This is a genomic window from Leisingera sp. S132 (assembly GCF_025144465.1).
Taxonomy (GTDB): Bacteria; Pseudomonadota; Alphaproteobacteria; order Rhodobacterales; family Rhodobacteraceae; genus Leisingera.
This window is the reverse complement of record NZ_CP083553.1, coordinates 1,301,499-1,323,510: the sequence shown is the minus strand read 5'-3', so window position 1 is coordinate 1,323,510 and position 22,012 is coordinate 1,301,499. Positions and strand designations below refer to the sequence as shown.

The 22,012-nt window shown below is 62.3% G+C and carries 17 protein-coding genes and 5 tRNA genes; 9 read left to right on the top strand and 13 right to left on the bottom strand.

From position 1 onward, the window contains the following. The first annotated feature begins 251 nt into the window (after positions 1–251). Positions 252–1,655, top strand: coding sequence for a hypothetical protein (locus K3725_RS06460; protein WP_260017994.1), 1,404 nt, complete (start codon positions 252–254; stop codon positions 1,653–1,655). A gap of 45 nt (positions 1,656–1,700) precedes the next feature. On the opposite strand, the gene K3725_RS06455 is transcribed toward K3725_RS06460, so the two are convergent. Both K3725_RS06455 and K3725_RS06450 read right to left on the bottom strand, forming a co-directional pair. Further along, entirely contained in the window at positions 1,701–2,918 is a 1,218-nt protein-coding gene (locus K3725_RS06455; RefSeq protein ID WP_260017993.1) for an N-acetylmuramoyl-L-alanine amidase, read from the bottom strand. A gap of 70 nt (positions 2,919–2,988) precedes the next feature. After that, positions 2,989–4,134, bottom strand: a complete 1,146-nt coding sequence (locus tag K3725_RS06450; protein ID WP_260017992.1) for a pyridoxal phosphate-dependent aminotransferase — start codon at positions 4,132–4,134, stop codon at positions 2,989–2,991. Between K3725_RS06450 and K3725_RS06445 the strand changes: the two genes are divergently transcribed. Further along, positions 4,133–5,512 (top strand): M48 family metalloprotease, encoded by a 1,380-nt coding sequence (locus K3725_RS06445; protein WP_260017991.1) that lies wholly within the window; start codon positions 4,133–4,135, stop codon positions 5,510–5,512. The two genes, K3725_RS06450 and K3725_RS06445, sit on opposite strands and share 2 nt — an antisense overlap. Beyond that, a complete protein-coding gene (locus K3725_RS06440) occupies positions 5,509–6,273 on the top strand; it encodes a DsbA family protein (RefSeq protein ID WP_260017990.1) in 765 nt (254 codons plus the stop codon). Before K3725_RS06445 ends, K3725_RS06440 begins: the two co-directional genes overlap by 4 nt. A gap of 113 nt (positions 6,274–6,386) precedes the next feature. Here the strand turns inward: K3725_RS06440 and ispG are convergent, their stop codons facing one another. The 3 genes from ispG to hemA all read right to left on the bottom strand — a co-directional run bounded on the left by ispG (position 6,387) and on the right by hemA (position 10,208). Then, positions 6,387–7,508, bottom strand: a complete 1,122-nt coding sequence (gene ispG, locus K3725_RS06435; protein WP_260017989.1) for a flavodoxin-dependent (E)-4-hydroxy-3-methylbut-2-enyl-diphosphate synthase — start codon at positions 7,506–7,508, stop codon at positions 6,387–6,389. A gap of 104 nt (positions 7,509–7,612) precedes the next feature. Beyond that, positions 7,613–8,842: a helix-turn-helix domain-containing protein gene (locus tag K3725_RS06430; protein WP_260017988.1), complete on the bottom strand. Its 1,230-nt coding sequence runs from the start codon at positions 8,840–8,842 to the stop codon at positions 7,613–7,615. Between the two features lie 130 nt (positions 8,843–8,972). Beyond that, positions 8,973–10,208 carry a 5-aminolevulinate synthase gene (hemA, locus tag K3725_RS06425; RefSeq protein WP_260017987.1) on the bottom strand — a complete coding sequence of 412 codons (1,236 nt, stop codon included), beginning with the start codon at positions 10,206–10,208 and terminating at the stop codon, positions 8,973–8,975. A gap of 386 nt (positions 10,209–10,594) precedes the next feature. Between hemA and K3725_RS06420 the strand changes: the two genes are divergently transcribed. From K3725_RS06420 to K3725_RS06405, 4 genes are all read left to right on the top strand, one after another. Next, on the top strand, positions 10,595–11,986 hold the full coding sequence (locus tag K3725_RS06420; protein ID WP_260017986.1) for a M20/M25/M40 family metallo-hydrolase: 1,392 nt from the start codon (positions 10,595–10,597) through the stop codon (positions 11,984–11,986). Positions 11,987–12,273: 287 nt separating this feature from the next. Further along, the gene (locus K3725_RS06415) at positions 12,274–13,152 is read left to right on the top strand and encodes an alpha/beta fold hydrolase (protein WP_260017985.1); all 879 of its coding nucleotides are present in this window, start codon (positions 12,274–12,276) and stop codon (positions 13,150–13,152) included. Positions 13,153–13,279: 127 nt separating this feature from the next. Continuing rightward, positions 13,280–13,501, top strand: coding sequence for a hypothetical protein (locus tag K3725_RS06410; RefSeq protein WP_260017984.1), 222 nt, complete (start codon positions 13,280–13,282; stop codon positions 13,499–13,501). 59 nt (positions 13,502–13,560) lie between these two features. After that, positions 13,561–13,962, top strand: coding sequence for a nuclear transport factor 2 family protein (locus K3725_RS06405; RefSeq protein ID WP_260017983.1), 402 nt, complete (start codon positions 13,561–13,563; stop codon positions 13,960–13,962). Between the two features lie 43 nt (positions 13,963–14,005). Here K3725_RS06405 and K3725_RS06400 read toward each other — a convergent pair. The 5 genes from K3725_RS06400 to K3725_RS06380 all read right to left on the bottom strand — a co-directional run bounded on the left by K3725_RS06400 (position 14,006) and on the right by K3725_RS06380 (position 15,319). After that, positions 14,006–14,082: transfer RNA gene (locus tag K3725_RS06400), tRNA-Asp, on the bottom strand. A gap of 81 nt (positions 14,083–14,163) precedes the next feature. Next, a tRNA-Asp gene (locus K3725_RS06395) sits at positions 14,164–14,240 on the bottom strand. An 82-nt stretch (positions 14,241–14,322) separates the two neighbouring features. Continuing rightward, positions 14,323–14,399 (bottom strand) — tRNA-Asp (locus K3725_RS06390). 200 nt (positions 14,400–14,599) lie between these two features. Beyond that, positions 14,600–14,675: transfer RNA gene (locus tag K3725_RS06385), tRNA-Val, on the bottom strand. Between the two features lie 74 nt (positions 14,676–14,749). Then, a complete protein-coding gene (locus K3725_RS06380; protein ID WP_260017982.1) occupies positions 14,750–15,319 on the bottom strand; it encodes a histidine phosphatase family protein in 570 nt (189 codons plus the stop codon). A gap of 211 nt (positions 15,320–15,530) precedes the next feature. On the opposite strand from K3725_RS06380, the gene K3725_RS06375 reads away from it, so the two are divergent. After that, the gene (locus K3725_RS06375) at positions 15,531–16,964 is read left to right on the top strand and encodes a hypothetical protein (protein WP_260017981.1); all 1,434 of its coding nucleotides are present in this window, start codon (positions 15,531–15,533) and stop codon (positions 16,962–16,964) included. A gap of 210 nt (positions 16,965–17,174) precedes the next feature. Here the strand turns inward: K3725_RS06375 and K3725_RS06370 are convergent. Together K3725_RS06370 and K3725_RS06365 are read right to left on the bottom strand one after the other, a co-directional pair. After that, positions 17,175–17,249: transfer RNA gene (locus tag K3725_RS06370), tRNA-Val, on the bottom strand. Positions 17,250–17,483: 234 nt separating this feature from the next. Beyond that, complete coding sequence (locus tag K3725_RS06365) at positions 17,484–17,939, bottom strand: Lrp/AsnC family transcriptional regulator (RefSeq protein ID WP_260017980.1); 456 nt, start codon at positions 17,937–17,939, stop codon at positions 17,484–17,486. A 132-nt stretch (positions 17,940–18,071) separates the two neighbouring features. Between K3725_RS06365 and K3725_RS06360 the strand changes: the two genes are divergently transcribed. After that, positions 18,072–19,127 carry a Glu/Leu/Phe/Val dehydrogenase gene (locus K3725_RS06360; RefSeq protein ID WP_260017979.1) on the top strand — a complete coding sequence of 352 codons (1,056 nt, stop codon included), beginning with the start codon at positions 18,072–18,074 and terminating at the stop codon, positions 19,125–19,127. A 320-nt stretch (positions 19,128–19,447) separates the two neighbouring features. On the opposite strand, the gene lon is transcribed toward K3725_RS06360, so the two are convergent. Further along, positions 19,448–21,859: an endopeptidase La gene (lon, locus tag K3725_RS06355; RefSeq protein WP_260017978.1), complete on the bottom strand. Its 2,412-nt coding sequence runs from the start codon at positions 21,857–21,859 to the stop codon at positions 19,448–19,450. Positions 21,860–22,012: the final 153 nt, after the last annotated feature.

Below are 22,012 nucleotides of genomic sequence, written 5' to 3'. Positions count from 1 at the left end.
AGCGCTGCCTTCAATCCCGCGGTCCGAAGAATTGGTTTTGAGCCGCCTGTGATGTATCCTGTCCGGGCAATACTAACAGCGGCTGCCCCAAACTCCCAATGCTTGCCGCGGTTTTGGGCGCATGCGGCAGGCAGGCTGAAGGCGTGTGCACGCCTTCGCCGTCCTGACCTGCCTCCCGCCCCCGCCTGCCGGCCGCGGCGCATGCCCGAAACATGTTTCACCCGGCAGTCCGAACGGTGGAGGAGACTGCTATGGCCAAACTCGGAGCCCCGGTAGGCGGCGGAAAAACAGCCGTGAACGACCCCAAGGACGTGTTTCTAGTCCAGAAGCTGCTCAACGAACACGCGAACACCGTCGGCTACAAGCGGGTGCCGACCAACGGCAAGGTGGGCCAGCCGACAATACTGGCCATTGGCCAGTTCCAGCAGCAGGTGGTGAAGACCAAGGTGACCAGCCTGGTCGAACCCGGCTCCAAGACCTTCAAGATGCTGGACAGCTCCCCGGTCAAGGTCGCCGGGAAATTCGCCAAGGCGCAGGGCGGCAGGCCGCTGCCTGCCAAAGGCAAAGTCTATGAGGTGAAATGGCGGGGCAAAACCCACTGGTTCACCGAGGACGACATGAGCACCGCCATGGAAGCGATCCAAAGCCGCCTGCATGTCGAGACCATGGCTTTCATGAGCACGCAGAACAATTACCGCAGCCAATACCGTGAGATGCAAAAGGGGTTCTGGACCTTTTTCGTGAAGATGGTGACCCCCGATGCCGACATCGAGCGTCCGGCAAGATCGCTGAAAAAAGCCGACGCCGCGGTGAGCAGGCTGGTGAACATGACCTATGGCAAAAACAAGAAGAGCCTGCTGGCCTCCTTCAAGCAGATGAAACAGACCAAGATCCTGCTCGACGCGGTGGCGATGGATCTGAACACGCTGTCCAAGGAACTGGGGCAAAGCGCCAGAATCTGCGAGGAGATCTCAGTGGACCTGCGCGACGCTTCGGCCGACATCGTGCAGCTGATCCTGGTCACCAACGGAGTGAACCCGGCCGCCGCTGGTGCTGTGGTCGCCGCAAGCAAGAACGCCGTTCAGGAAATCGCCAACGGCTGGATTCTCAGAGGTCAATGGGTCAAGGAAGGCGGCGTGGCCGGCTCCTTCAAACGGGTCGCCTTTGCCGGGATAGCGGGCGGATTTTCCGGCTGGATCGGTGCTAAGGCCGGCCAGTTCATCATGAAAGGGGTCGGTGAAAGACTTGCCACCCGCATGGTCACCAACCGCTGGATCGGCAAGCACCTGTGGAGCACGGCAGCGCGCTGGGGCGGTAAAGAGATCGGGGCGATAATCGGGCGCTACCCGGGTCTGACGCGCAAGGCGGGCGGGGAAATCGCCATCCAGACTGTGGTGCGGATGGCGCATAAATTCTTCACCGGGCGCGCCCTTTCCAAAGCTTTGACCAATCGTATGAACGCTTTGGAGAAAATCGTCAGCTCCTGCATGGAGAAGAGCAAGGCCGAAGAGCAGCTCATGGACTGCATCGCTGCCAAAGTGGAAAAGCAGGGGCTGATGGCAAAGATCGCCGATGACATACTGGTGCCAAACAAGCAGGCGCTCGAACGCGGGATCGACAGGGCGCTGGCCAAGGCAGAGGCAAAGGCCGGATAGCCGGGACCCCAAAAGGAGCCCTGCCCCGAAAGGCGCCGCAGGGTGCTACTGCCGCACCAGTGACCGGCGGGCGTCATCTTCGATGCGCCAGGCGATCAGCCCGTTCAGAATGCCGCGCGCCGCCTTGGCCCGCCACTGGGCGTCCACCAGATTCTTAAGGTCGCGCTTGCTGGAGAGAAAGCCGATCTCCACCAGCACCGAGGGTATATCGGCCGACTTCAGCACCGAAAACCCGGCTGAGCGCAGCGGCCGGTTGTTGATCGGCTGCCCCTGCGCCCGAAGCCCGTCAATCAGCGCCGCCGCAAGCGCGTCACTGCGCGGCTGGGTTTCCTGGCGGGCCAGATCCAGCATCACAGCCGTCACGCCGTCGTCTGCCTGGCTGAGGTCGGTGCCGGACAAAAGATCACCGCGCAGATGACGTTCCGCCAGCTTGGCAGAGGCCGCGTCCGAGGCTTCCCTGGACAGGGTATAAACCGTTGAGCCATGCGCGCGGCCCTCGGAGATCGTGTCCGCATGCAGCGAAATGAACACATCCGCCCCTGCTTGATGCGCCAGCGCGATACGGCGCTCCAGCGAGACAAAATAGTCATCGTCGCGGGTCAACTGCACGGTGAACTGGCCGGACCGCACCAGCGCCTCGCCCAGCTCGCGGGCGAATTGCAGCATCAGGTGCTTTTCGATGACGATCTCGGTCTCGGCACCCGGATCAATGCCGCCATGGCCCGGGTCCAGCATCACCAAGAGCGGCGCGTTCTCATCCCGCGCAGCCTTGGCCTCCATGGCTTCCGGTGCGGGCAAGTCCCAGCGCGGGTCTGTCGGAGCGCCGACCTTGGCAGCAAACTCTTCCGCCGAAACCGGTTTCAGCAACACATGCAGCCGAGTCGCCGCAGTAAATTGATCAATGCGCATTGCCGCAGTGTCCACTGCCATTGGTTCTCGCAGCTCCAGCACCAGCCGCGACCAGCCAGGGACATAGGTGCCAAATTGCACGTTGGTGAACTGCCCATCCTCCAGAAACGCGTCAGGTTTCAGGCCGGTCCAGTCAACCTCCTGGAAATCAAGGACCAGCCTAGGCGGATTGTCCAAGGTAAACAGCCGGTACGGCACCCCCTGGCTAAGGCTCAGCGTGACCCCGCCCCCTGAGCGGGTGTCCACGGCACCGCTGGTCTCCGGGTGAATACGAGCCAGGCCGCTGAACCCCTGCGCCCAGGCGCCCGCGGCCAGCATCCAGATCAATGCAGTAAGTTTGAACAGTCTGCCCATGCCACGCCTCTTGGTCTTTTGGCGGGCAGACTAGGCAATTCCGCTGGGATTGAAAATCCGCCTTTTGCGCTCAGCCGCGACCCGCCATGAACAGTGCCAGCCGCGCCAGGCCTTCCTCGATATCCTGGGTGGAGCGCGCATAGGAAAAGCGCAGCGTGGTGGCGCCGCGCACCGGATCGAAGTCCAGGCCCGGGGTCACCGCAACACCAGCGTTATCAAGGATTTCAGCGGCAAAGCTGCGGCTGTCATCCGTCAGGTCCGATACATCGGCATAAACATAGAACGCCCCGTCCGGCGGTGCGATTTTGGTAAACCCGGCCTTGGGCAGCCCGTCCAGCATCAACTGGCGGTTCTTGGCGTAAACAGCCAGATTCTCCCGCATCTCGTCTTCGCAGTCTAGCGCCGCCAGCGCCGCGACTTGGCTGGCGTGCGGCGCGCAGATGAACATGTTCTGGGCGATGCGTTCGACCACACGCACATGATCCTCCGGCACCACCATCCAGCCGACCCGCCAGCCGGTCATCGAGAAGAACTTGGAGAAGGAGTTGATGACGTAGCATTCGTCGGTCAGCTCCAGCGCCGTGACGGCCTTCGCCTCGTATTCCAGCCCGTGATAGATCTCGTCAGAAATGAAGCTGGCGCCTTCACCCTTTGCTGCATCAATCAGCGCGCCCATTGCCGCGCGGTCCAGCATGGTGCCGGTCGGGTTGGCGGGCGACGCCACCATCAGCCCGGCCAAATCCTGCCCTTTGAGGTCCGCCGCGACCGGCTGCAGCCGGTTTTCCGGCGCGGTCTGAATGTCCACCGGCACCAGCCCCAGCGCCTTCAGGATCTGCCGGTAGGAGGGATAGCCCGGCGCGCCGATGCCGACCCGGTCGCCGCTGTCGAACAATGCGGTGAAGCTGAGCAGAAAGGCGCCGGAGGAGCCCGGCGTCACAATCACCCGCTCCGGGTTCAGATCGACGTTGTACCACTCCCCATAGAGCTGCGCGATCCGCTTGCGCAGGGCTGGCAGCCCCAGGGCAACCGTATAACCCAAGGCATTGTTTTCCAGCGCATTCCCCAGCGCCTTCAGCGCACCGGCCGGCGCCCCGGTCGAGGGCTGGCCAACCTCCATGTGGATGATGTGGCGGCCTGCCTCCTCAGCCTTGCGGGCAGCCTCCATCACATCCATCACAATGAAGGGATCGACCTCGGACCGGGTTGAGTTTCGCATGCTAATCTCCCAATGTGCGCGCATGAGTTTTGACCGTTTCTTCCGGCTGGCGTCAATCCCGGCTCTTCTGGTTTGCGCGCTTGTTCAATTTGCAGCAGCGGCGCAGGCTGCGTCGATCTCGCTGTTGCGCGACCCGGATGTCGAACACGGGCTGAACAAGCTGGCGGCGCCGGTGCTGCGCGCGGCAGGATTGAATGCGAACCGGGTTCGCATCCTCCTGGTCAACGACAGTTCCTTCAACGCTTTCGTTCTGGATTCCCGAACGATTTTCGTGAATTACGGACTGATCCTTAAGGTCACCTCGCCGGAGATGCTGCAGGCCGTGCTGGCCCATGAAGCCGCCCATATAACCAATGGGCACCTGTCCCGGCGGATGCAGAACCTGCGCTCTGCCAACAGTGCTGCCGGGCTTGGCCTGGCCTTAGCTGCCTTGGCGGCGGCAGCTGGCGGCGGGGATGCCGCGGCCGGCATTGCCATAGGCACGCAAAGCTCGGCCTTCCGCAGCTTCCTGGCCCATACAAGGGCCGAGGAAAGCAGCGCCGACCGCTCTGCCGCCGAATATCTGAACCGGGCAGGCATCAGCCCGCAGGGTCTGGTTGATCTTCATCGCGCCTTTGCCGGCCAGGAAGTTCTCAGCGCCGGCACCCAGGACCCTTATACCCGCTCGCATCCCTTGAGCCGCGACCGTATCCGCGCCGCGCAGGCCTATCTGGCGGCTTATGGCGACAAGGGGCAGAGCAACGCAGAGGCGCAATACTGGTTTGCCCGCGTCCGCGGCAAGCTGTCTGCCTTCACCCGCGCCCCGAAATGGACCCTGCGCCGGGTGCGCGAGGAGCAGTACAAGGACGTCCGCCTGATGCGCGAAGCCGCGGCCTATCACCGGCAGAACAGCCTGCAGAAGGCGCTGAAGGCGGTGAACGGCGCGCTGGCGGCCCGGCCCTCCGACCCGTTCTATCATGAGCTGAAGGGGCAGATCCTGATCGAGAACCGCCAGTGGTCAGCCGCGCTTGCCGCCTATGGCAAGGCCGTCAGCCTTGCCCCCAAGGATCCGCTGATCCTGACCGGATACGGCCGCGCCCAGCTGGCCGCTGGCCAGCCCAAGGCGGCGCTCAAATCCATGGAGCGCGCCCGTGCCATCGACTTCCGCAATACCGTGCTGCTGCGCGACATGTCGCTGGCTTATGCCAAGACCGGACAAAACGGCATGGCCGCCTTGGTCACCGCCGAACGCTATGCGTTGCAAGGGCGTCTGAATGACGCCGGCATTCACGCCAAACGGGCCGTGGCCCAGCTGCCAGCAGGATCCCCCGCCGCCCGGCGGGCAACCGATGTGCTGGTGGCCTATGAACAAGCTCAGAAGAGAAAGAGACGGAAATGACCCTTTTCACCCGCACCGCCACTGCCGCGGCCACTGCCTTCGCCCTGCTGGGTGCCCCGGCGCAGGCTTTTGATATCAGCGCGATGTCGGAGGCTGAGCGCGAGGCCTTTGGCAAGGAAGTGCGCAGCTACATCCTGGCAAACCCGGAACTGATCCTGGAGGCAGTTGACCTTCTGGAGCAGCGCCAGCAGCAGGCCGAAGCTGTACGCGATGACGCGCTTGTTTCTGACAATCTGGAGGAACTGGTCAACGACGGCTATTCCTGGGTCGGCGGCAATCCCGAAGGCGACATCACCCTTGTTGAGTTCATGGACTACCGCTGCGGCTACTGCCGGCGCGCGGCGCCCGAGGTGGCCAAGCTCCTGGAAAGCGACGGTAATATCCGCCTGGTGATCAAGGAATTCCCGATCCTGGGCGACGCCTCTGTGCTGTCGGCGCGCTTTGCTGTCGCCACCAAGCAGGTGGCCGGCGATGACGCCTACAAGGATGTGCATGACGCCCTGATCGAGTTTGGCGGCGAGCCGAACGAGGTCGCCCTGCGCCGACTGGCCGAAGGGCTGTCGCTGGATGCAGAGGCGATTTTCGCAAAGATGGACAGCGAGGACGTGACCGCAGAGCTGCGCCAGACCCGGGCGCTGGCACAGCGGATGGCGATTTCGGGCACCCCGACGTTTGTTCTGGGCACCGAACTCCTGCGCGGCTACCTGCCCGCCGATCAGATGGAGCTGATGGTGGCTGAAATCCGCGAGCAGCAGAGCTGAGCTGCAATCTCACCCGGTGAAACCGGGGCTCTGCCCGCCGCCATTGGGCTTGAACCAATGGCGCACCAACGGCAGCCCCGGAGTATTTCTGGAAAGATGAAACGGCTGGAGGATTACTCCGCCGCCTCCTGGGCCGCCTCGATTTGGGCGGCCTTTTTTTCGACCTCCTCGACGATGTGGTCAACCATCTGTTCGTTGGACATCTTGTGGCTGGCCTTGCCCGCCAGGTAGACCATGCCGGAGCCCGCACCGCCGCCGGTAAAGCCCACATCCGTCATAAGTGCCTCGCCGGGGCCATTCACCACGCAACCAATGATCGACAGGCTCATCGGCGTGTGGATATGGGCCAGCCGCTCCTCCAGCGTCTCCACCGTCTTGATGACGTCAAACCCCTGCCGCGCGCAGCTGGGGCAGGAGATGATGTTGACGCCGCGGTGGCGCAGGCCAAGGGATTTGAGGATCTCGAAGCCTACCTTCACCTCCTCCACCGGATCGGCAGACAAGCTGACGCGCAGGGTGTCGCCAATGCCCATCCACAGCAGCTGGCCCAGGCCAATCGCCGATTTGATGGTGCCGGAGACAAAACCGCCTGCTTCTGTCACGCCAAGATGAATGGGTGCGTCGGTCGCCTCCGCCAGCTGCTGATAGGCGGCGGCGGTCATGAAGACATCGGAGGCTTTCACAGAGATCTTGAATTCGTGGAAGTCATGATCCTGCAGGATGCGGATATGGTCGAGACCGCTCTCCACCATCGCCTCCGGGCAGGGTTCGCCGTATTTGTCCAAGAGATGCTTTTCCAGACTGCCGGCGTTAACCCCGATGCGGATTGAGCAATTGTGGTCGCGCGCCGCGCGGATCACCTCAGCCACGCGCTTTTCGTCGCCGATATTGCCCGGGTTGATGCGCAGGCAGGCGGCGCCGGCCTCGGCGGCCTCGATGCCGCGCTTGTAGTGGAAATGGATGTCGGCAACGATCGGCACCGGGCTTTCACGCACGATCTCCTTCAGCGCCTTGGAGGAGGCCTCATCCGGGACCGAGATCCGCACCAGATCCGCGCCCGCCTCAGCCGCGGCCTGAACCTGCGCGACCGTGGCAGCCACATCGGTGGTCAGCGTGTTGGTCATGGTCTGCACGGCAATCGGGGCATCGCCGCCGACAGGCACGCTGCCTACATGGATCTGGCGGCTTTTGCGGCGTTCGATATGGCGCCACGGGCGGATGTGATTGATCGACATTACGGCTGGTGTCCCGGCTGGATCCTGTTGGGGATTAGATACGTGCAGACGCCCGGCGCTGCAATGGCAGCACCGGGCGTCCGCTAAGAATTCCTGTTCCGGGATTACTCGGAAGGCTGCTGCACGCCTGTCTGCAGTTGAGCGACCAGCGTCGCCAGCGCCTTGTTGCTGCCGTCCTGCAGATCCGCCAGTTCAAACCGGCCAGTGATCGCATCCATCGACAGCTCGACATTCTTGGTGACCTGACCGCGTTCGCCGACCGGGCCGAAATGCTGGCCGTTGACGGCAAAATAAATTGCGCTGCTTTCGCCGGTGCGCAATTTCGGCGCATCCTCAGTCGCCGGCACCTGGAAGCGCTGGCCCGCGTCCATGATGGTTTCCAGGATCACGCTGCCATCCGCCGCGGTGACCTGCACCCAGGAGGGGCGAACCGCAACCATTTCGACACCTGGCGTAACCGCGGCCAGGACCTGAGGCACTTGCGGCCCCTGTTCCCCCTGCTGCAGCGGCCCGGCGCCGTCAAACGGCAGGCTGGCTTCGGCCAGGCTGATCGTCGGCACATCCGGCGCGGCAAAATTTCCCAGCGCCGAGGGGTCAAGAGTGGAGATCGGCGCGTCACGCGCCACCAGCACAGGCACATCCAGCGCCTGCGGACGGTAAAGGCGGTCCAGTGCTTCCGCGGCGGGATCCTGGGCACCCTCTGCAACGGCCAGCACCGCGCCATTCAGCGGGTCAAGATCCGCCAGCACTGCCGGGGTCTGATCCACCGGCGCGAACTGCACCTGCTGCACCTCTTTCAGGACAGCCCAGCCGCCATAGGTGATGCCGCCGATCAGGCCGGCCAGCACCATCAGCGAGCCAACGGCACGCAGTTCGATCCGGCTCAGGATGCTGCTGGGCGCAGGAACGAACGGGGTATTGGGAGAGGCAAAGGCATCACCGCCGAGACCCTTGGATGAAACAACCGGCGCATTGCCGGACTTGTTGCGGCTGGAGGCCTCTGCCGACATGCCGTGGGCCACGGAGAAGCCGCTTTCCTTGCAGAAGTCCTGAAACGCCTGTTCGGCATCCATGTTCAGATAGCGCGCATAAGACCGCACGTAACCGGCGATGAAGCCGGGCGTGTCAAAGGCGGAAGGATCAGAGTTTTCGATGGCAGCGATATAAGAGGCCTTGATCCGCAGCTCGCGCTGGACGTCGAGCAGCGATTTGCCCATCGTCGCCCGCTCGCCGCGCATCACGTCGCCAAGCTTCAGCTCGAAATCGTCAAAACCCTTCGGCTCTGACGTTCCGCCATGCTCATCTTGCTTGCGCTGGGTGAAGCGCCCGATCATGCCTGCCGTCCCATACTATGCCTGCCGCCATCGTTTCTAAACGGTGAAAGAATCACATCTGCGACTCAGATCCGTTGATTGATTAGCAACAGCGTAACACACTCAGTGTTAATTTACACTGATCAGTAAGTTACCCGGCAAGTTCGGCACGATTCAGCGCACAATGCGACCACAATGCGTCCATTGCATGGACCAGCGCGTCGATCTCCTTGGGCCCGTGCACCGGCGAGGGCGTGAACCGCAGGCGCTCGGTGCCGCGCGGCACAGTGGGGAAATTGATCGGCTGCACGTAGATGCCATAGTCCTCCAGCAGGTGGTCGGACAGTACCTTGGTATGGACCGGATTGCCAACGATCACCGGCACGATATGGCTGCCGTGATCGATGATCGGCAGGCCCAGCCCTTTCAGCCGCAGCTTCAGCACCTTGGCCTGGTCCTGATGCTTGTCGCGCAGGTCCTGAGCGCCTTTCAGATAGGCAACCGAGGCCGCCGCCCCTGCCGCCACTGTTGGCGCCAGCGAGGTGGTAAAGATAAAGCCCGGCGCATAGGAGCGGATGGCGTCGCACATCTTGGCCGAAGCGGCGATATAGCCGCCCATCACACCATAGGCCTTGGCCAGGGTGCCGTTGATGATGTCAATGCGGTGCGCCAGGCGGTCGCGCTCCGTGACGCCGCCGCCGCGGGGGCCGTACATGCCAACCGCGTGCACCTCGTCGATATAGGTCAATGCGCCGAATTCATCCGCAAGGTCGCAGATTTCCGCAATCGGGCCGAAGTCGCCGTCCATCGAATAAACCGATTCGAAGGCAATCAGCTTGGGCGCCTTGGGATCGTCGGCTTCCAGAAGCTCGCGCAGGTGGGCCACATCGTTGTGGCGGAAGATGCGCTTGGCACCGCCATTGCGGCGCACGCCCTCGATCATCGAGGCGTGGTTCAGCGCGTCGGAATAAATGATCAGCCCCGGGAACAGCCTGGGCAGAGTGCTCAGCGTCGCGTCATTTGCGATATAGGCCGAGGTGAACAGAAGCGAGGCTTCCTTGCCGTGCAGGTCGGCCAGTTCAGCCTCCAGCTGCTTGTGATAGATCGTGGTGCCAGAGATGTTGCGGGTGCCGCCGGAGCCTGCGCCAGTAGCGTCGATGGCGTCATGCATCGCATCCAGCACCACCGGGTTCTGGCCCATGCCCAGATAATCGTTGCCGCACCAGACGGTGATGTCCTGCTTGCTGCCATCAGGCCGGTTCCACACCGCGTGCGGGAAATGGCCTTTCTTGCGCTCGATGTCGATGAAGGTCCGGTAGCGGCCCTCTTCGTGAAGGCTGGCAATCGCTGCGTCCAGTTTCGCGGTATAGTCCACCGGCATCTCCATAGCTAATTGTGCTCCTGCAGAGCACGCGGGCTTTGTAAAGGGCTCGGGTCTTCTGACGATTAGGCCACAATCACGTTCACGACTGGTTACCTGAGGCAGTCCCTTCGATCAACTGAATACGCGCCGCCAAGGGTGCGCAACATTGATGCAGGTCAAATAAAACTTAAACAGGGGCCGGGCAAGGACAGCTGCGGCCAACCTTTGGCCGTTTGCGTCGTATCTGTTTCCCGGAATTCCGAATAATGCGCAGGATCGGAAACACCAGCAGCGGAAAATGCCAGGGATCTCCGGCGCTGTGGCCTCTGGCCCCTCCTCAAACGCGCTGCTAGGGTCCGCGGCAAATTGGCCCTTTCCCGGGGCTTCCCCCGAAAACAGGAGAGCATGAGATGGCACTGAATGATGTTCTGGACCGGATCGACGCAGAGCTGGACGCCGCAACCGAACGGCTGATGGAGCTGCTGCGGATTCAGTCGGTTTCCACCGACCCGGCCTACAAGGCGGAATGCGACAAGGCCGCCGACTGGCTGGTCGCCGACCTGAACTCCATCGGTATCAAGGCGGAAAAGCGGGTGACCCCTGGCCACCCGATGGTGGTCGGACACGTCGGCGAGGAAAACACGGATGCGCCGCATGTGCTGTTTTATGGCCATTATGATGTGCAGCCGGTCGACCCTCTGAACCTGTGGCAAACGCCGCCGTTTGAACCGCAACTGGAGGAAACCCCGAACGGCACCGTGATCCGCGGCCGCGGCTCTTCGGACGACAAGGGCCAGCTGATGACCTTTGTTGAGGCGTGCCGCGCCTGGAAGGCCGTCAACGGCTCCCTGCCCTGCCGCATCACCTTCTTCTTCGAAGGCGAAGAGGAAAGCGGCTCCCCCTCGCTTATCCCCTTCATGGAGGCCAACGCCGAAGAGCTGAAAGCCGACATCGCCCTGATCTGCGACACCTCCATGGTGTCGCGCGGGGTGCCGTCGATCTCCTCGCAGCTGCGGGGCATGCTGAAGGATGAGTTCACCCTCATCGGCCCCCGCATCGACCTGCATTCCGGCCACTACGGCGGCCCCGGCCTCAATCCCCTGCGCGAGCTCAGCCGCATCGTCGCCTCCTTCTATGACGAAGAGACCGGCAAGGTTGCTGTCGACGGCTTCTATGAAGGCGTGCATGAGGTGCCCGGGGACCAGCTGCGCCAGTGGGAAGGCTGCGGTTTCGACGAGAAGGACTACCTCGACAATGCCGGCTACACTCAGGCGCATGGCGAGAAGGACCGCTCGGTGCTGGAACAGCAATGGGCCCGCCCGACGCTGGAAGTGAACGGCCTCTGGGGCGGCTACAACGGCGCCGGCTCCAAGACCGTGATCCCGTCAGAGGCACACTGCAAGATCACCTGCCGCCTGGTCGGCGACATGGACCCGGACGCGCTGCGGGTGAAGATCCGCAACCATGTGGCGGCGCAGCTGAAACCCGACTGCAAGGTGGTCTGGGACAATGATCTCGAAGGTTCCAGGGCCTCTGTCATGGACATCACCCGCCCCGAATTCACTGCCGCCCGCGCCGCACTCTCGGACGAATGGCAGCGCGAAGCGGTGTTCTGCGGCATGGGCGGCTCGATCCCGATCGCGGGTTTCTTCAAGTCGATCCTGGGCATGGAATCGATGCTGGCAGGCTTTGCCAACGATGATGACGCCATTCACTCCCCGAACGAAAAGTATGACCTGAAGAGCTTCCACAAGGGCATCCGGTCCTGGGCCCGCATTCTGGATGCGCTGACGCAGAAGTAAGCAACAGCGGGGCGGTCAAAACATCCGCCCCGCTTCTGCAGAAAGGGGCGAACTCCCGCCCGTCACCGGTGCTCTGACGAACCCCACTTCCCGTTGGGCCTGGCGCCGCCGCAGGCGGCGCGCGCCGTGCCCCGCACGGCGCCGGGCCCAAGGCTTGCTGCGCGGCATCTTTGATGCCGCCCCAAGCCGCGGGAGCACTCCCCCTTACCGAAACGCAGCGGCAGGCTTGCTTCGGACCGCGGCTCTGGCTCCAATACGCGCGCGTCCGTCAGCCAAGGGAGACACATATGCCAGCTGCCATTGAGACCGGCATTCATCAGGTGAACGGCCAGCAGATCGCCTATACCCGCCGCGGCAATGGCCCGCCGCTTCTGCTGCTGCACGGGTTTCCCCAAACCAAAGAGATGTGGGAAGACACCGCCCCGCTTCTTGCCCGTCATTTCACCGTAGTGACAGCCGATCTGCGCGGCTATGGCGCCAGCTCCAAACCGGAAGGCGTGGAGGCCATGAGCTTTCGCAACATGGCTGCCGACCAGCTGTCACTGATGCAGGCGCTGGGATATCCGCGTTGTCACCTCGCGGGCCATGACCGCGGCGGCCGCACCGCGCACCGGCTGGCGCTGGACGCCCCCGAAGCCGTCGCCAGCCTCACCGTGATGGACATCATCCCGACCCACCTTCTGCTGGATCAGCTGACACAGCAGGTCGCCCGCGCCTATTACCACTGGTTCTTCCTGGCCCAGCCCGCGCCGCTGCCGGAGCGGATGATCAGCGCCGGTCCGCAAGCCTATTTCGAAAGCTGCCTGCTGGGCTGGGGCGGCGCGGCGCTGTCCGATTTCCCGCCTGATGCGCTGGCCGCCTACCGGCGCGCCTGGGCGGACCCGGCCTGCGTGCACGCCATGTGCAACGACTACCGGGCGGCAATAGAAGTGGACTTCCACGACGACGCCCGCGACTTGGACCGTCAGCTGCACTGCCCGGCCCTCGTGCTATACGGCGCCGATGGCGCCATGGCCCGGGCCTATGATGTGGCCGGCGCCTGGACGCCCCGCCTGCAGCACCTGACAGCGCGCAGCGTGCCCGGCGGTCATTTCTTCATCGACAGCGCGCCGCATGAGACCGCTGCAGCCCTGCTGGATTTCCTTGTGCCGCTGCCGCCGCCCTGAGCCGCAGACGCGCAGGATGAATGAGCCCAGCTTTTATGTTCGCTTTACGCACTCCGGTTAAGACTTGCTTATCGCTCTTGCCTTACCCTTGGCACCACGCGCAAGCCCACTGAAGACGGAGATCAAAATGACGCAAAGCAGGTTCAACCGCCCGCCAGGATTCGAGGGCAACCAGACAGACCCGGAGGAAAGCTACCGTGCCGGCTATCAGCACGGCACAAGGGTGCTGCTGCGTTATCTGGAATCCACCCCCAACCCCGACCTGGACCGGCTCAAGAAATGGGTGGATGCGGAACTGACCGGCTGGCGCCACGACACGGAGGCTGCCCCGGCCCCGCCTGCCCTCTGACGTCCGCTGCGGCATACCGGCCGCTTGCCTGACCCGCCTGCGGCAGTCAGGCTGGCGTCATGATACGATCGATTCTGACAGACGGCCCGCGACTGGACGAAATCCTCTCCCTGGAGACCAGCGTCTGGCAGGCCATGGCCCTCGGCGACCGGCACTCAGACGAGAAAGTGCTCTGTGACAGTTTTCTGGGCGTGTATCCCAGCGGCTTTGCAGGCAAGGCCGATCATTGCGGGCAGCTCCAAGACGGGCCAGTAGTCGCCGAGTACAGGCTGAGCAGTGCCCGTCTGCGCTGCATCGGCAACGCCGCTGCGCTGCTCTCCTACCGCGCCACCTTCCGGTCATCCGGCTCAGCGGACTGGAAAACAATGCTGATCTCGTCACTCTGGGAAAAGGAAGACGGGAAGTGGCTGAACACCTTCAGCCAGGACACCCCGGAAACCGGGCGCGGAATGCACGAATGACACCTGACTCTGGAGGGGTGTGACATCACTGTCCAAGAGAAAGTGGCGCGGTTGACGGGGCTCGAACCCGCGACCCCCGGCGTGACAGGCCGGTACTCTAACCAACTGAGCTACAACCGCGCATGGGCCTTTCGGCTAGCCGTTTCCGGCCTTTGATCCCCTCCGGGGCGGTCCCTGAAACGCCAGGGAAACGGGCGAAAGTGGCGCGGTTGACGGGGCTCGAACCCGCGACCCCCGGCGTGACAGGCCGGTACTCTAACCAACTGAGCTACAACCGCATTTTCGCCTTGCGGCGGACCGTCTCCGGCCCTGTTCCCCTCCGGGGCGGTCCCTGTTAAGCCCTGGGAAAGGGCGCAGCAGTGGCGCGGTTGACGGGGCTCGAACCCGCGACCCCCGGCGTGACAGGCCGGTACTCTAACCAACTGAGCTACAACCGCCCGCTGCACATTCAGGCATCGCTGCCGAATGTTGGGCTGTAATATTCTCCACCCCTTGACCCGTCAAGCGGTGTTTTGCCTTTTTCAGAACTTTCCCCGAAAAAAATGCGCAGGCCCGGACAACGCGCTGAAACGTAAAGAAAAACGCCGCTACCACAAAGACTTGTGCGGGCAAACATCGCGGATTGAACAAGAAGGGATGGTGGGTCGTGAGAGGCTCGAACTCCCGACATCTTCGGTGTAAACGAAGCGCTCTACCAACTGAGCTAACGACCCGATGAGCGGGGATTTAGACAATGCCGCCGGGCAGCGCAAGAGGGCTTTGCAGTTTTTTTGCCCATCCAGGCCGCTTATTCCAAAACCGTTTCTGCTCCGTTTTCCAGCACATAAACACAGCCCTGCCCGTTTGGCAGCGCCGCCATCCGCTCGCGGCTCAGCCCGCAGACGATACCGCGCATCACCTGCCCCAAGAGCCCATGCGCCACCACCACCGACGGGCCGGTCAGCGACTGCATGAAGTCGAGGATGCGGGCATGGAAACTGCCGTATCCCTCGCCGCCCGGCGCTTCGCAGAACAGGTCCAGATTGTGCGGATTGGCGCCGTGGATATCCGGGTACTCCGCCGCGACCTCGTCCATTGTCATCCCCTGAAATGCCCCGGCATAAGCCTCTGCCAGCCGCGCATCGGTCACAAACGGCGCACCGCCCAGTGCAATATCCGCGGTCTGCTGCGCCCGTCCGAGGGGCGATGCATAACAGGCCGGGCCCTGCATCAGGACCGGTACCATAAGTGCAGCCTGGCGCCTGGCGTGTTCCACCCCCAGCGCGCTCAGCGGCGATTCCAGCTGCCCCTGAATGCGGCGCTCGGCGTTCCATTCGGTTTGCCCGTGCCGCAGCAGCCAGATTTTTGGGAACTGCATGTCAACCTCCTGCTCTGCCTGCTGAATTGGTAGCTGATGAACAGGTGAACCGGAAGCCCGAACCAGCGCTTTTCCCGGCAGCGCTGCAGGGGAGCAAAACAATAAATTCCGAAATTCTCCAGGCAGCAGCCAAGCACGATGCCCCAGCCATACTTCTGCCCGATTCAGCGCGCATCAGCGGTCCCGCATTGCAATCTAAAAGAGATTTATCATGTCTGCCTCAACCGAATACGACACCAACGGAGTGCTGGTCTCACGCGTCACTGAATTCGACAATGGCGTCGTCCAGACCGAGTGGTTTGAAAACGGCAACCTCATCCGGCTTCTGAAAGAGGACCTGGACGATGCCCTGAACTGGGAGGAAATCGAAGCCCGCTATGACCGGAACAGCGAACTGGCCGGACGCGTCACCTTCTATGACAACGGCATCATCAAGGAAGAACAGTTCGAGTACGGTGTCCGCTCAGCAACGATCCAGAACGACACGGAAAACGCGGCAGACTGGGACGGTATTGCAACTTTTTTCGGCCCCACTGGCGAATTGGCCGAGCGTGTTACCTTCTACGACAACGGCATCATAAAAGAAGAGCAGTTCCAGCATGGCACCCGCTTGGCAACAACCCAGTACGACGCGTGGAATGCAGCAAGCTGGGAAAGCATTGACACGGCTTACGGCCTCAACGGCGAACTGGACGAACGCGTCACCTTCTATGACAACGGCATTGTTAAAACAGAACAGTTTGAGGACGGCATCAGAACCCGCCTCCGTCAGAACGACGGCAACAACGCTGAGAACTGGGACCTGATTGAAGCCTTCTACAACCGTTACGGCGATTTGAACACGCGCTTCACACATTATGACAACGGCATAGTCAAAACCGAGGGGTTCGAAGAAGGCACCAGAACCCGCCTTCGTCAGAACGACTGCGACAACGCTGTAGACTGGGATGAAATCGATACCTACTTTGACCAGAATGGCCAATTGGAGATGCGTTTCACCCGCTACGACAACGGCGTTGTCATGACTGAAAGCTTCGAGGACGGCGTCAGGGCCAGCCTCAGCAAGGAAGACGGTGACAACGCTGCAATCTGGGACGAAATCCACATCTTCTATGATCACACCGGTGAGATGGCCAAGCGTTTCACCCATTTTGACAACGGCATCGTAAAGGGTGAACTGTTCGAGGATGGCACCAGCACCTCTGTCCACCTTTATGACCTCGGGAACGTCAAAGACTGGCACAGTATCATCACGACCGTTGATGAGAATGGCAATCCGGCCGAACGCGTCACCACCAATGACAATGGCACCGTCACCACGGCGTCTTACGACAACGGTGTTCTGTCCGCAGTCCTGCATGAGGATAACGCAGATGCCTTTGAATGGACGATAAGGGGGTCCGTTTTCGAGGACGGTGAACTCCTCGCCCGTCAAACCACTTATGACAATGGTGATGAATTGATCATCCTGTTTCAAAACCAGGAACAGCACGCGAGAATCGAAGTGGACGGAGACGGCAGCGACCCCTGGAACGTGAGAATCACGGAATTCTCCCCGGACGGAAACACAACGACAGAGTACGACTCGTTCCTGGACGTTCCCGAGCCCTACCAGGATTACTTCGGCCTCACACCAACAGTCTGATACGCGCCAGAAATCCGCGCCGACACCAAAGGAAAGATTCCAAATCAGATGGTTGCAAGAACTTCAGTCTCGCAGCCATCTGCCGCCTTTCAGCGGCGGCCGCTCAAAACTCCTGTCTTGCAGGCAACAGCTCACACGGACAAACAGACAAAAATGGGCGCTCAACCAAACCTGGGAGCGCCCTTATCCGTGCAAACACGAACTGAATAATGGTGGGTGATAAGAGATTTGAACTCCTGACATCTTCGATGTGAACGAAGCGCTCTACCACTGAGCTAATCACCCGTGAGGCTGGCTTTTAACTGTCCGGTGCGGGCTCCGCAAGAGGGTCCTTGGCAGATTTTTGCGCTTCCCGCGCATTTTCTTCCGCGGCGCTGTCTTTGGCATTCGCAGAGGGCCAGCGCGGCTGCTGCCTTTAGCTGGACAGCCTGCCGATGCCACGCTGGCGGCTGCGGCTGAAAGGCGGTTGGCCGCGGGGCCTCAGGTTCAGCCCGCGCCGCTCCCGCCGCCATGAACCGCTCAGCAGGACGGCAGCGCGTCGCGTTGTATCATTGTCCGCAGGGTGAAGCTGGACCTTGTGTTGCGGATCCCGGGCACCCGCATCAGCCGGTCCTCCAGGAAACGGTCGAAATCCGGCAGGTCCTCCGCCACCACCCGCAAGAGGATGTCCCGCGTGCCGGTCATCAGGTAGCATTCCATCACCTGGTCGAACTTGCGTACCGCAGTCTCGAAAGCCAGCAGCGCATCGGTGGATTGCCGCTCCAGCTCCACCGCCACAAAAATCGTGACCGGCAGACCCAGCTTGGCCTGGTCCACCCGCGCCGAATAACCCGCGATCACACCGCTGGCTTCCAGATTTGCAACCCTGCGGGCACAGGGTGTCGGGGACAGGCCGATCATCTCCGACAATTCGGAAATCTTCAGCCGCCCGTTGCGCTGAAGCGCGGCGACAATCTTGCGGTCAATCGAATCCATGGAGGTTTCCTCTAGTAATCCCACCAATTATGGCGTGTACCGCCAAAAGTTACAGGCAAAAGAGGCCCTTTTGGTGAAAACCGGCGTTTGCGCGCTGGTATCATCGGGAAAAGTTTTGCAGGAGCCATCCAGATGACAGTGACCGCCGTTGCGTCCAGCACCCACGAAGAGATTTACCGCGTCGAGGAGCCTTCTGTTGGCCTCCTCGGCTTTATTGCCGTGCATTCCACCCATCTGGGACCAGCGGCCGGCGGCTTGCGCATGCGCCCCTATGCCAGCGAAGACGAAGCGCTGACCGACGTCAAACGCCTGAGCGAAGGCATGACCTACAAGAACGCGGCGGCGGGCCTGACCCTGGGCGGCGGCAAGGCGGTGATCATCGGCGATCCGGCCAAGGACAAGTCGCCGGAACTGCTGCGCGCCTTTGCCCGCGCCATTGAGGGCCTGGACGGCCGCTACATCACTGCCGAGGACATGGGCATGAGCCCCGCCGACATGGGCATCCTGGCGGAGGAAACCCGGTTCGCGGCCGGCCTTGCTGATGGCGAGTTTGCCAGCGGCGACCCCTCCCCGATCACCGCACGCGGCATTTTCAACGCGATTCGCACCACCCGCGCCCACAAGCACGGCAGCCGCGATCTGGACGGCGTCACCGTATCGGTGCAGGGCCTGGGCCACGTCGGCTGGTACCTCTGCCAGTTCCTCCACGAGGCCGGCGCCAAGCTGGTTGTCACCGACATCGACGAGGACCGTGTCGAGAAAGCCATTGAGGCCTTCGGTGCCAAGGCGGTGCCGCTGGCAGAGATCTACAGCGCCGAGGCCGACGTGTTTGCCCCCTGCGCCATCGGCGGCATCCTGAATGCCCAGACCATCCCGCAGCTGAAGGCGGATATCGTTGCAGGCGGCGCCAACAACCAGCTGGCCACGGGTGAAGACGGCGCGGCGCTGCACGCCCGCGGCATTCTTTATGCGCCCGATTTCGTGGCCAACGGCGGCGGCATCATTAACGTTGCAACCGAGATTCAGAAGATCAAGGACCGCGAAGGCTTTGTCGCGGAGAAGCTGCAGGCGCTGGATGAGACCATGGCGGCAATCCTGACCCAGGCCAAGGCGGCCGACGTCAGCCCGGCAGAAATGGCAATTGCCACCGTCCAGGCCAAGATGGAACAGGCCAGCAAGGCCGCCTGACCCCTCTCGTCCGCGGCGCGGCGGATGCACTCCCGCACCCGCAAAGTGTCCGGCCTGGAGCCAGACACCATGCGGATATTGGGCCCGGCGGCCTGCCCTTCCAGGGCAGGCCGCGCGCCGCACCGCAGGTGCGGCGCCATGCCCAACCGGCGCGGCGGCGCTGAAAGCGCTGCCATCAGCGGGCGGGAGCACCTGTGCCCGCACTCACAGCCACACAGGACCATACGCCCCGGAAAGAAGGGCCGGAACGGAAGAGAAAACTGAAAAGGGCGGCCCCCTCGGACCGCCCTTTCCTTTTACCTGCTTGCGTGAACCGCGGATCAGTGCGCTGTTGCGCCTGCCCCCTCGCCAGAGCCCTTCAGAGCCGCCTTGGCAGCTGCAGCTTCCTCCGCCTCCTCGTCCCATTCAATGGGTTCGGGTTTGGAGACCAGCGCGTGCTCCAGAACCTCGGACACGTGGCTGACCGGAATGATCTCCAGCCCCTCTTTCACGTTGTCCGGGATTTCCGGCAGGTCCTTTTCGTTCTCCTGCGGGATCAGCACCGTCTTGATGCCGCCGCGCAGAGCCGCCAGCAGCTTCTCCTTGAGGCCGCCAATGGCGCTGGCATTGCCGCGCAGAGTGACTTCGCCGGTCATCGCAATGTCCTTGCGCACCGGGATGCCGGTCAGCACCGACACGATGGCGGTCACCATCGCCAGGCCGGCGCTGGGGCCATCCTTCGGCGTTGCGCCGTCCGGCACGTGCACGTGGATATCCAGCCGGTCGAACTGCGGCGGCTTGATGCCGATCTGCGGGCTGACCGAGCGCACATAGCTCGACGCTGCCTCGATCGATTCCTTCATCACGTCGCCCAGCTTGCCGGTGGTTTTCATCCGGCCCTTGCCCGGCAGCCGCAGCGCCTCGATCGACAGCAGCTCACCGCCGACCGACGTGTAGGCAAGACCGGTCACGACACCCACCTGGTCCTCCAGCTCGGCCAGGCCATAGCGGTACTTCTTGACGCCCAGGAAATCATCCAGATTGTCCGCCGTCACGGTCACGCTTTCGGCTTCCTTCTTGACGATCCTGGTCAGCGACTTCCGCGCCACCTTGGCGATCTCGCGCTCCAGGTTTCGCACACCGGCCTCGCGGGTGTAGGTGCGGATCATCTCGGTCACCGCGTCATCGGTCAGCTCGAACTCCTTGGCCTTCAGACCGTGGTTCTTCACCTGCTTGGAGATCAGGTGCTGCTTGGCGATCTCGCGCTTTTCGTCCTCGGTGTAACCCGACAGCGGAATGATCTCCATCCGGTCCAGCAGCGGCCCGGGCATGTTGTAGCTGTTCGAGGTGGTCAGGAACATCACGTTCGACAGGTCGTATTCCACCTCCAGGTAGTGATCCATGAAGGTGTTGTTCTGTTCCGGATCCAGCACTTCCAGCATCGCCGAGGCCGGGTCGCCGCGGAAATCCTGACCCATCTTGTCGATTTCATCGAGCAGGATCAGCGGGTTGGTGGTCTTGGCCTTCTTCAGCGCCTGGATGATCTTGCCGGGCATCGAGCCGATGTAGGTGCGGCGGTGGCCGCGGATCTCGGACTCGTCGCGCACGCCGCCCAAGCTGATGCGGATGAACTCGCGCCCGGTGGCTTTGGCCACGGATTTGCCCAGGCTGGTCTTACCCACGCCCGGAGGGCCGACGAGGCAGAGGATCGGCCCCTTCAGCTTGGCCGAGCGCTGCTGCACCGCCAGATACTCGACGATCCGCTCCTTGACCTTCTCCAGGCCATAGTGATCCGCATCCAGGATCTCCTGCGCCTTGTTCAGGTCTTTCTTGACGCGGGACTTGTTGCCCCACGGAATCGACAGCATCCAGTCGAGATAGTTGCGCACCACGGTCGCTTCCGCCGACATCGGCGACATGTTCTTGAGCTTCTTCAGCTCCGCATCCGCCTTCTCGCGTGCCTCTTTCGACAGTTTGGTGGCGGCGATCTTCTCTTCCAGCTCGGCGATTTCGCCTGCGCCTTCCTCGCCGTCGCCCAGCTCCTTCTGAATGGCCTTCATCTGCTCATTCAGATAGTACTCGCGCTGGGTCTTCTCCATCTGGGATTTGACGCGGGTCTTGATCTTCTTCTCGACCTGCAGCACCGACATTTCGCCCTGCATCAGGCCATAGACCTTCTCCAGCCGCTCGCTGACGGAAAGCGTCTCCAAGAGTTCCTGCTTGCGGTCCACCTCTATGCCCAGATGGCCGGCAACCAGATCGGCCAGCTTTGCCGGCTCCGCGGTCTCGCCCACCGCAGACAGCGCCTCTTCGGGAATGTTCTTGCGGACCTTGGCGTAACGCTCAAACTCATCGCCGACGGTGCGCACCAGCGCCTCGGTGGTGGTGACGTCGCCGGGCATTTCCGCCAGTTCTTCGGCCTTGGCCTCGAAGAAGTTGTCGTTTTCCAGGAATTCGGTGATCTTCACACGGCTCTGCCCCTCGACCAGCACCTTGACGGTGCCATCGGGCAGTTTCAGCAGCTGCAGCACATTGGCCAGCACGCCAACGGTGTAGATGCTATCGGTTTCGGGATCGTCCTCGGAAGGGTCGATCTGGCTCGACAGCAGGATCTGCTTGTCGTCGGCCATCACCTCTTCCAGGGCGCGCACCGATTTTTCCCGGCCCACGAACAGCGGCACGATCATGTGGGGAAACACCACGATGTCGCGCAGCGGCAGGACTGGGTAGGAGGAATTGAGTGGCTCTTGCATACTCGGTCCTTTGGTTAGGCAAGACGGCCCGGCCCCGGTATTGGCAGCTTTGGCCCGTCTCCTCATTGGATGTCTTTACTTGGTGGGGCGGCGAAGAGTTTTCAACCGCGCATCCTCAAGGCTGGGGCTCACCTTGCCCGCTGCGCGCCGGGA

Coding starts and splice junctions, on each gene's coding strand:
- K3725_RS06410 (WP_260017984.1), top strand. CDS start 13,280: ATGACGCAAAGCAGGTTCAACCGCCCGCCAGGATTCGAGGGCAACCAG.
- hemA (WP_260017987.1), bottom strand. CDS start 10,208: ATGGAGATGCCGGTGGACTATACCGCGAAACTGGACGCAGCGATTGCC.
- K3725_RS06405 (WP_260017983.1), top strand. CDS start 13,561: ATGATACGATCGATTCTGACAGACGGCCCGCGACTGGACGAAATCCTC.
- K3725_RS06430 (WP_260017988.1), bottom strand. CDS start 8,842: ATGATCGGGCGCTTCACCCAGCGCAAGCAAGATGAGCATGGCGGAACG.
- K3725_RS06365 (WP_260017980.1), bottom strand. CDS start 17,939: ATGGATTCGATTGACCGCAAGATTGTCGCCGCGCTTCAGCGCAACGGG.
- K3725_RS06360 (WP_260017979.1), top strand. CDS start 18,072: ATGACAGTGACCGCCGTTGCGTCCAGCACCCACGAAGAGATTTACCGC.
- lon (WP_260017978.1), bottom strand. CDS start 21,859: ATGCAAGAGCCACTCAATTCCTCCTACCCAGTCCTGCCGCTGCGCGAC.
- K3725_RS06380 (WP_260017982.1), bottom strand. CDS start 15,319: ATGCAGTTCCCAAAAATCTGGCTGCTGCGGCACGGGCAAACCGAATGG.
- K3725_RS06375 (WP_260017981.1), top strand. CDS start 15,531: ATGTCTGCCTCAACCGAATACGACACCAACGGAGTGCTGGTCTCACGC.
- K3725_RS06450 (WP_260017992.1), bottom strand. CDS start 4,134: ATGCGAAACTCAACCCGGTCCGAGGTCGATCCCTTCATTGTGATGGAT.
- K3725_RS06445 (WP_260017991.1), top strand. CDS start 4,133: ATGCTAATCTCCCAATGTGCGCGCATGAGTTTTGACCGTTTCTTCCGG.
- K3725_RS06415 (WP_260017985.1), top strand. CDS start 12,274: ATGCCAGCTGCCATTGAGACCGGCATTCATCAGGTGAACGGCCAGCAG.
- K3725_RS06420 (WP_260017986.1), top strand. CDS start 10,595: ATGGCACTGAATGATGTTCTGGACCGGATCGACGCAGAGCTGGACGCC.
- K3725_RS06460 (WP_260017994.1), top strand. CDS start 252: ATGGCCAAACTCGGAGCCCCGGTAGGCGGCGGAAAAACAGCCGTGAAC.
- ispG (WP_260017989.1), bottom strand. CDS start 7,508: ATGTCGATCAATCACATCCGCCCGTGGCGCCATATCGAACGCCGCAAA.
- K3725_RS06440 (WP_260017990.1), top strand. CDS start 5,509: ATGACCCTTTTCACCCGCACCGCCACTGCCGCGGCCACTGCCTTCGCC.
- K3725_RS06455 (WP_260017993.1), bottom strand. CDS start 2,918: ATGGGCAGACTGTTCAAACTTACTGCATTGATCTGGATGCTGGCCGCG.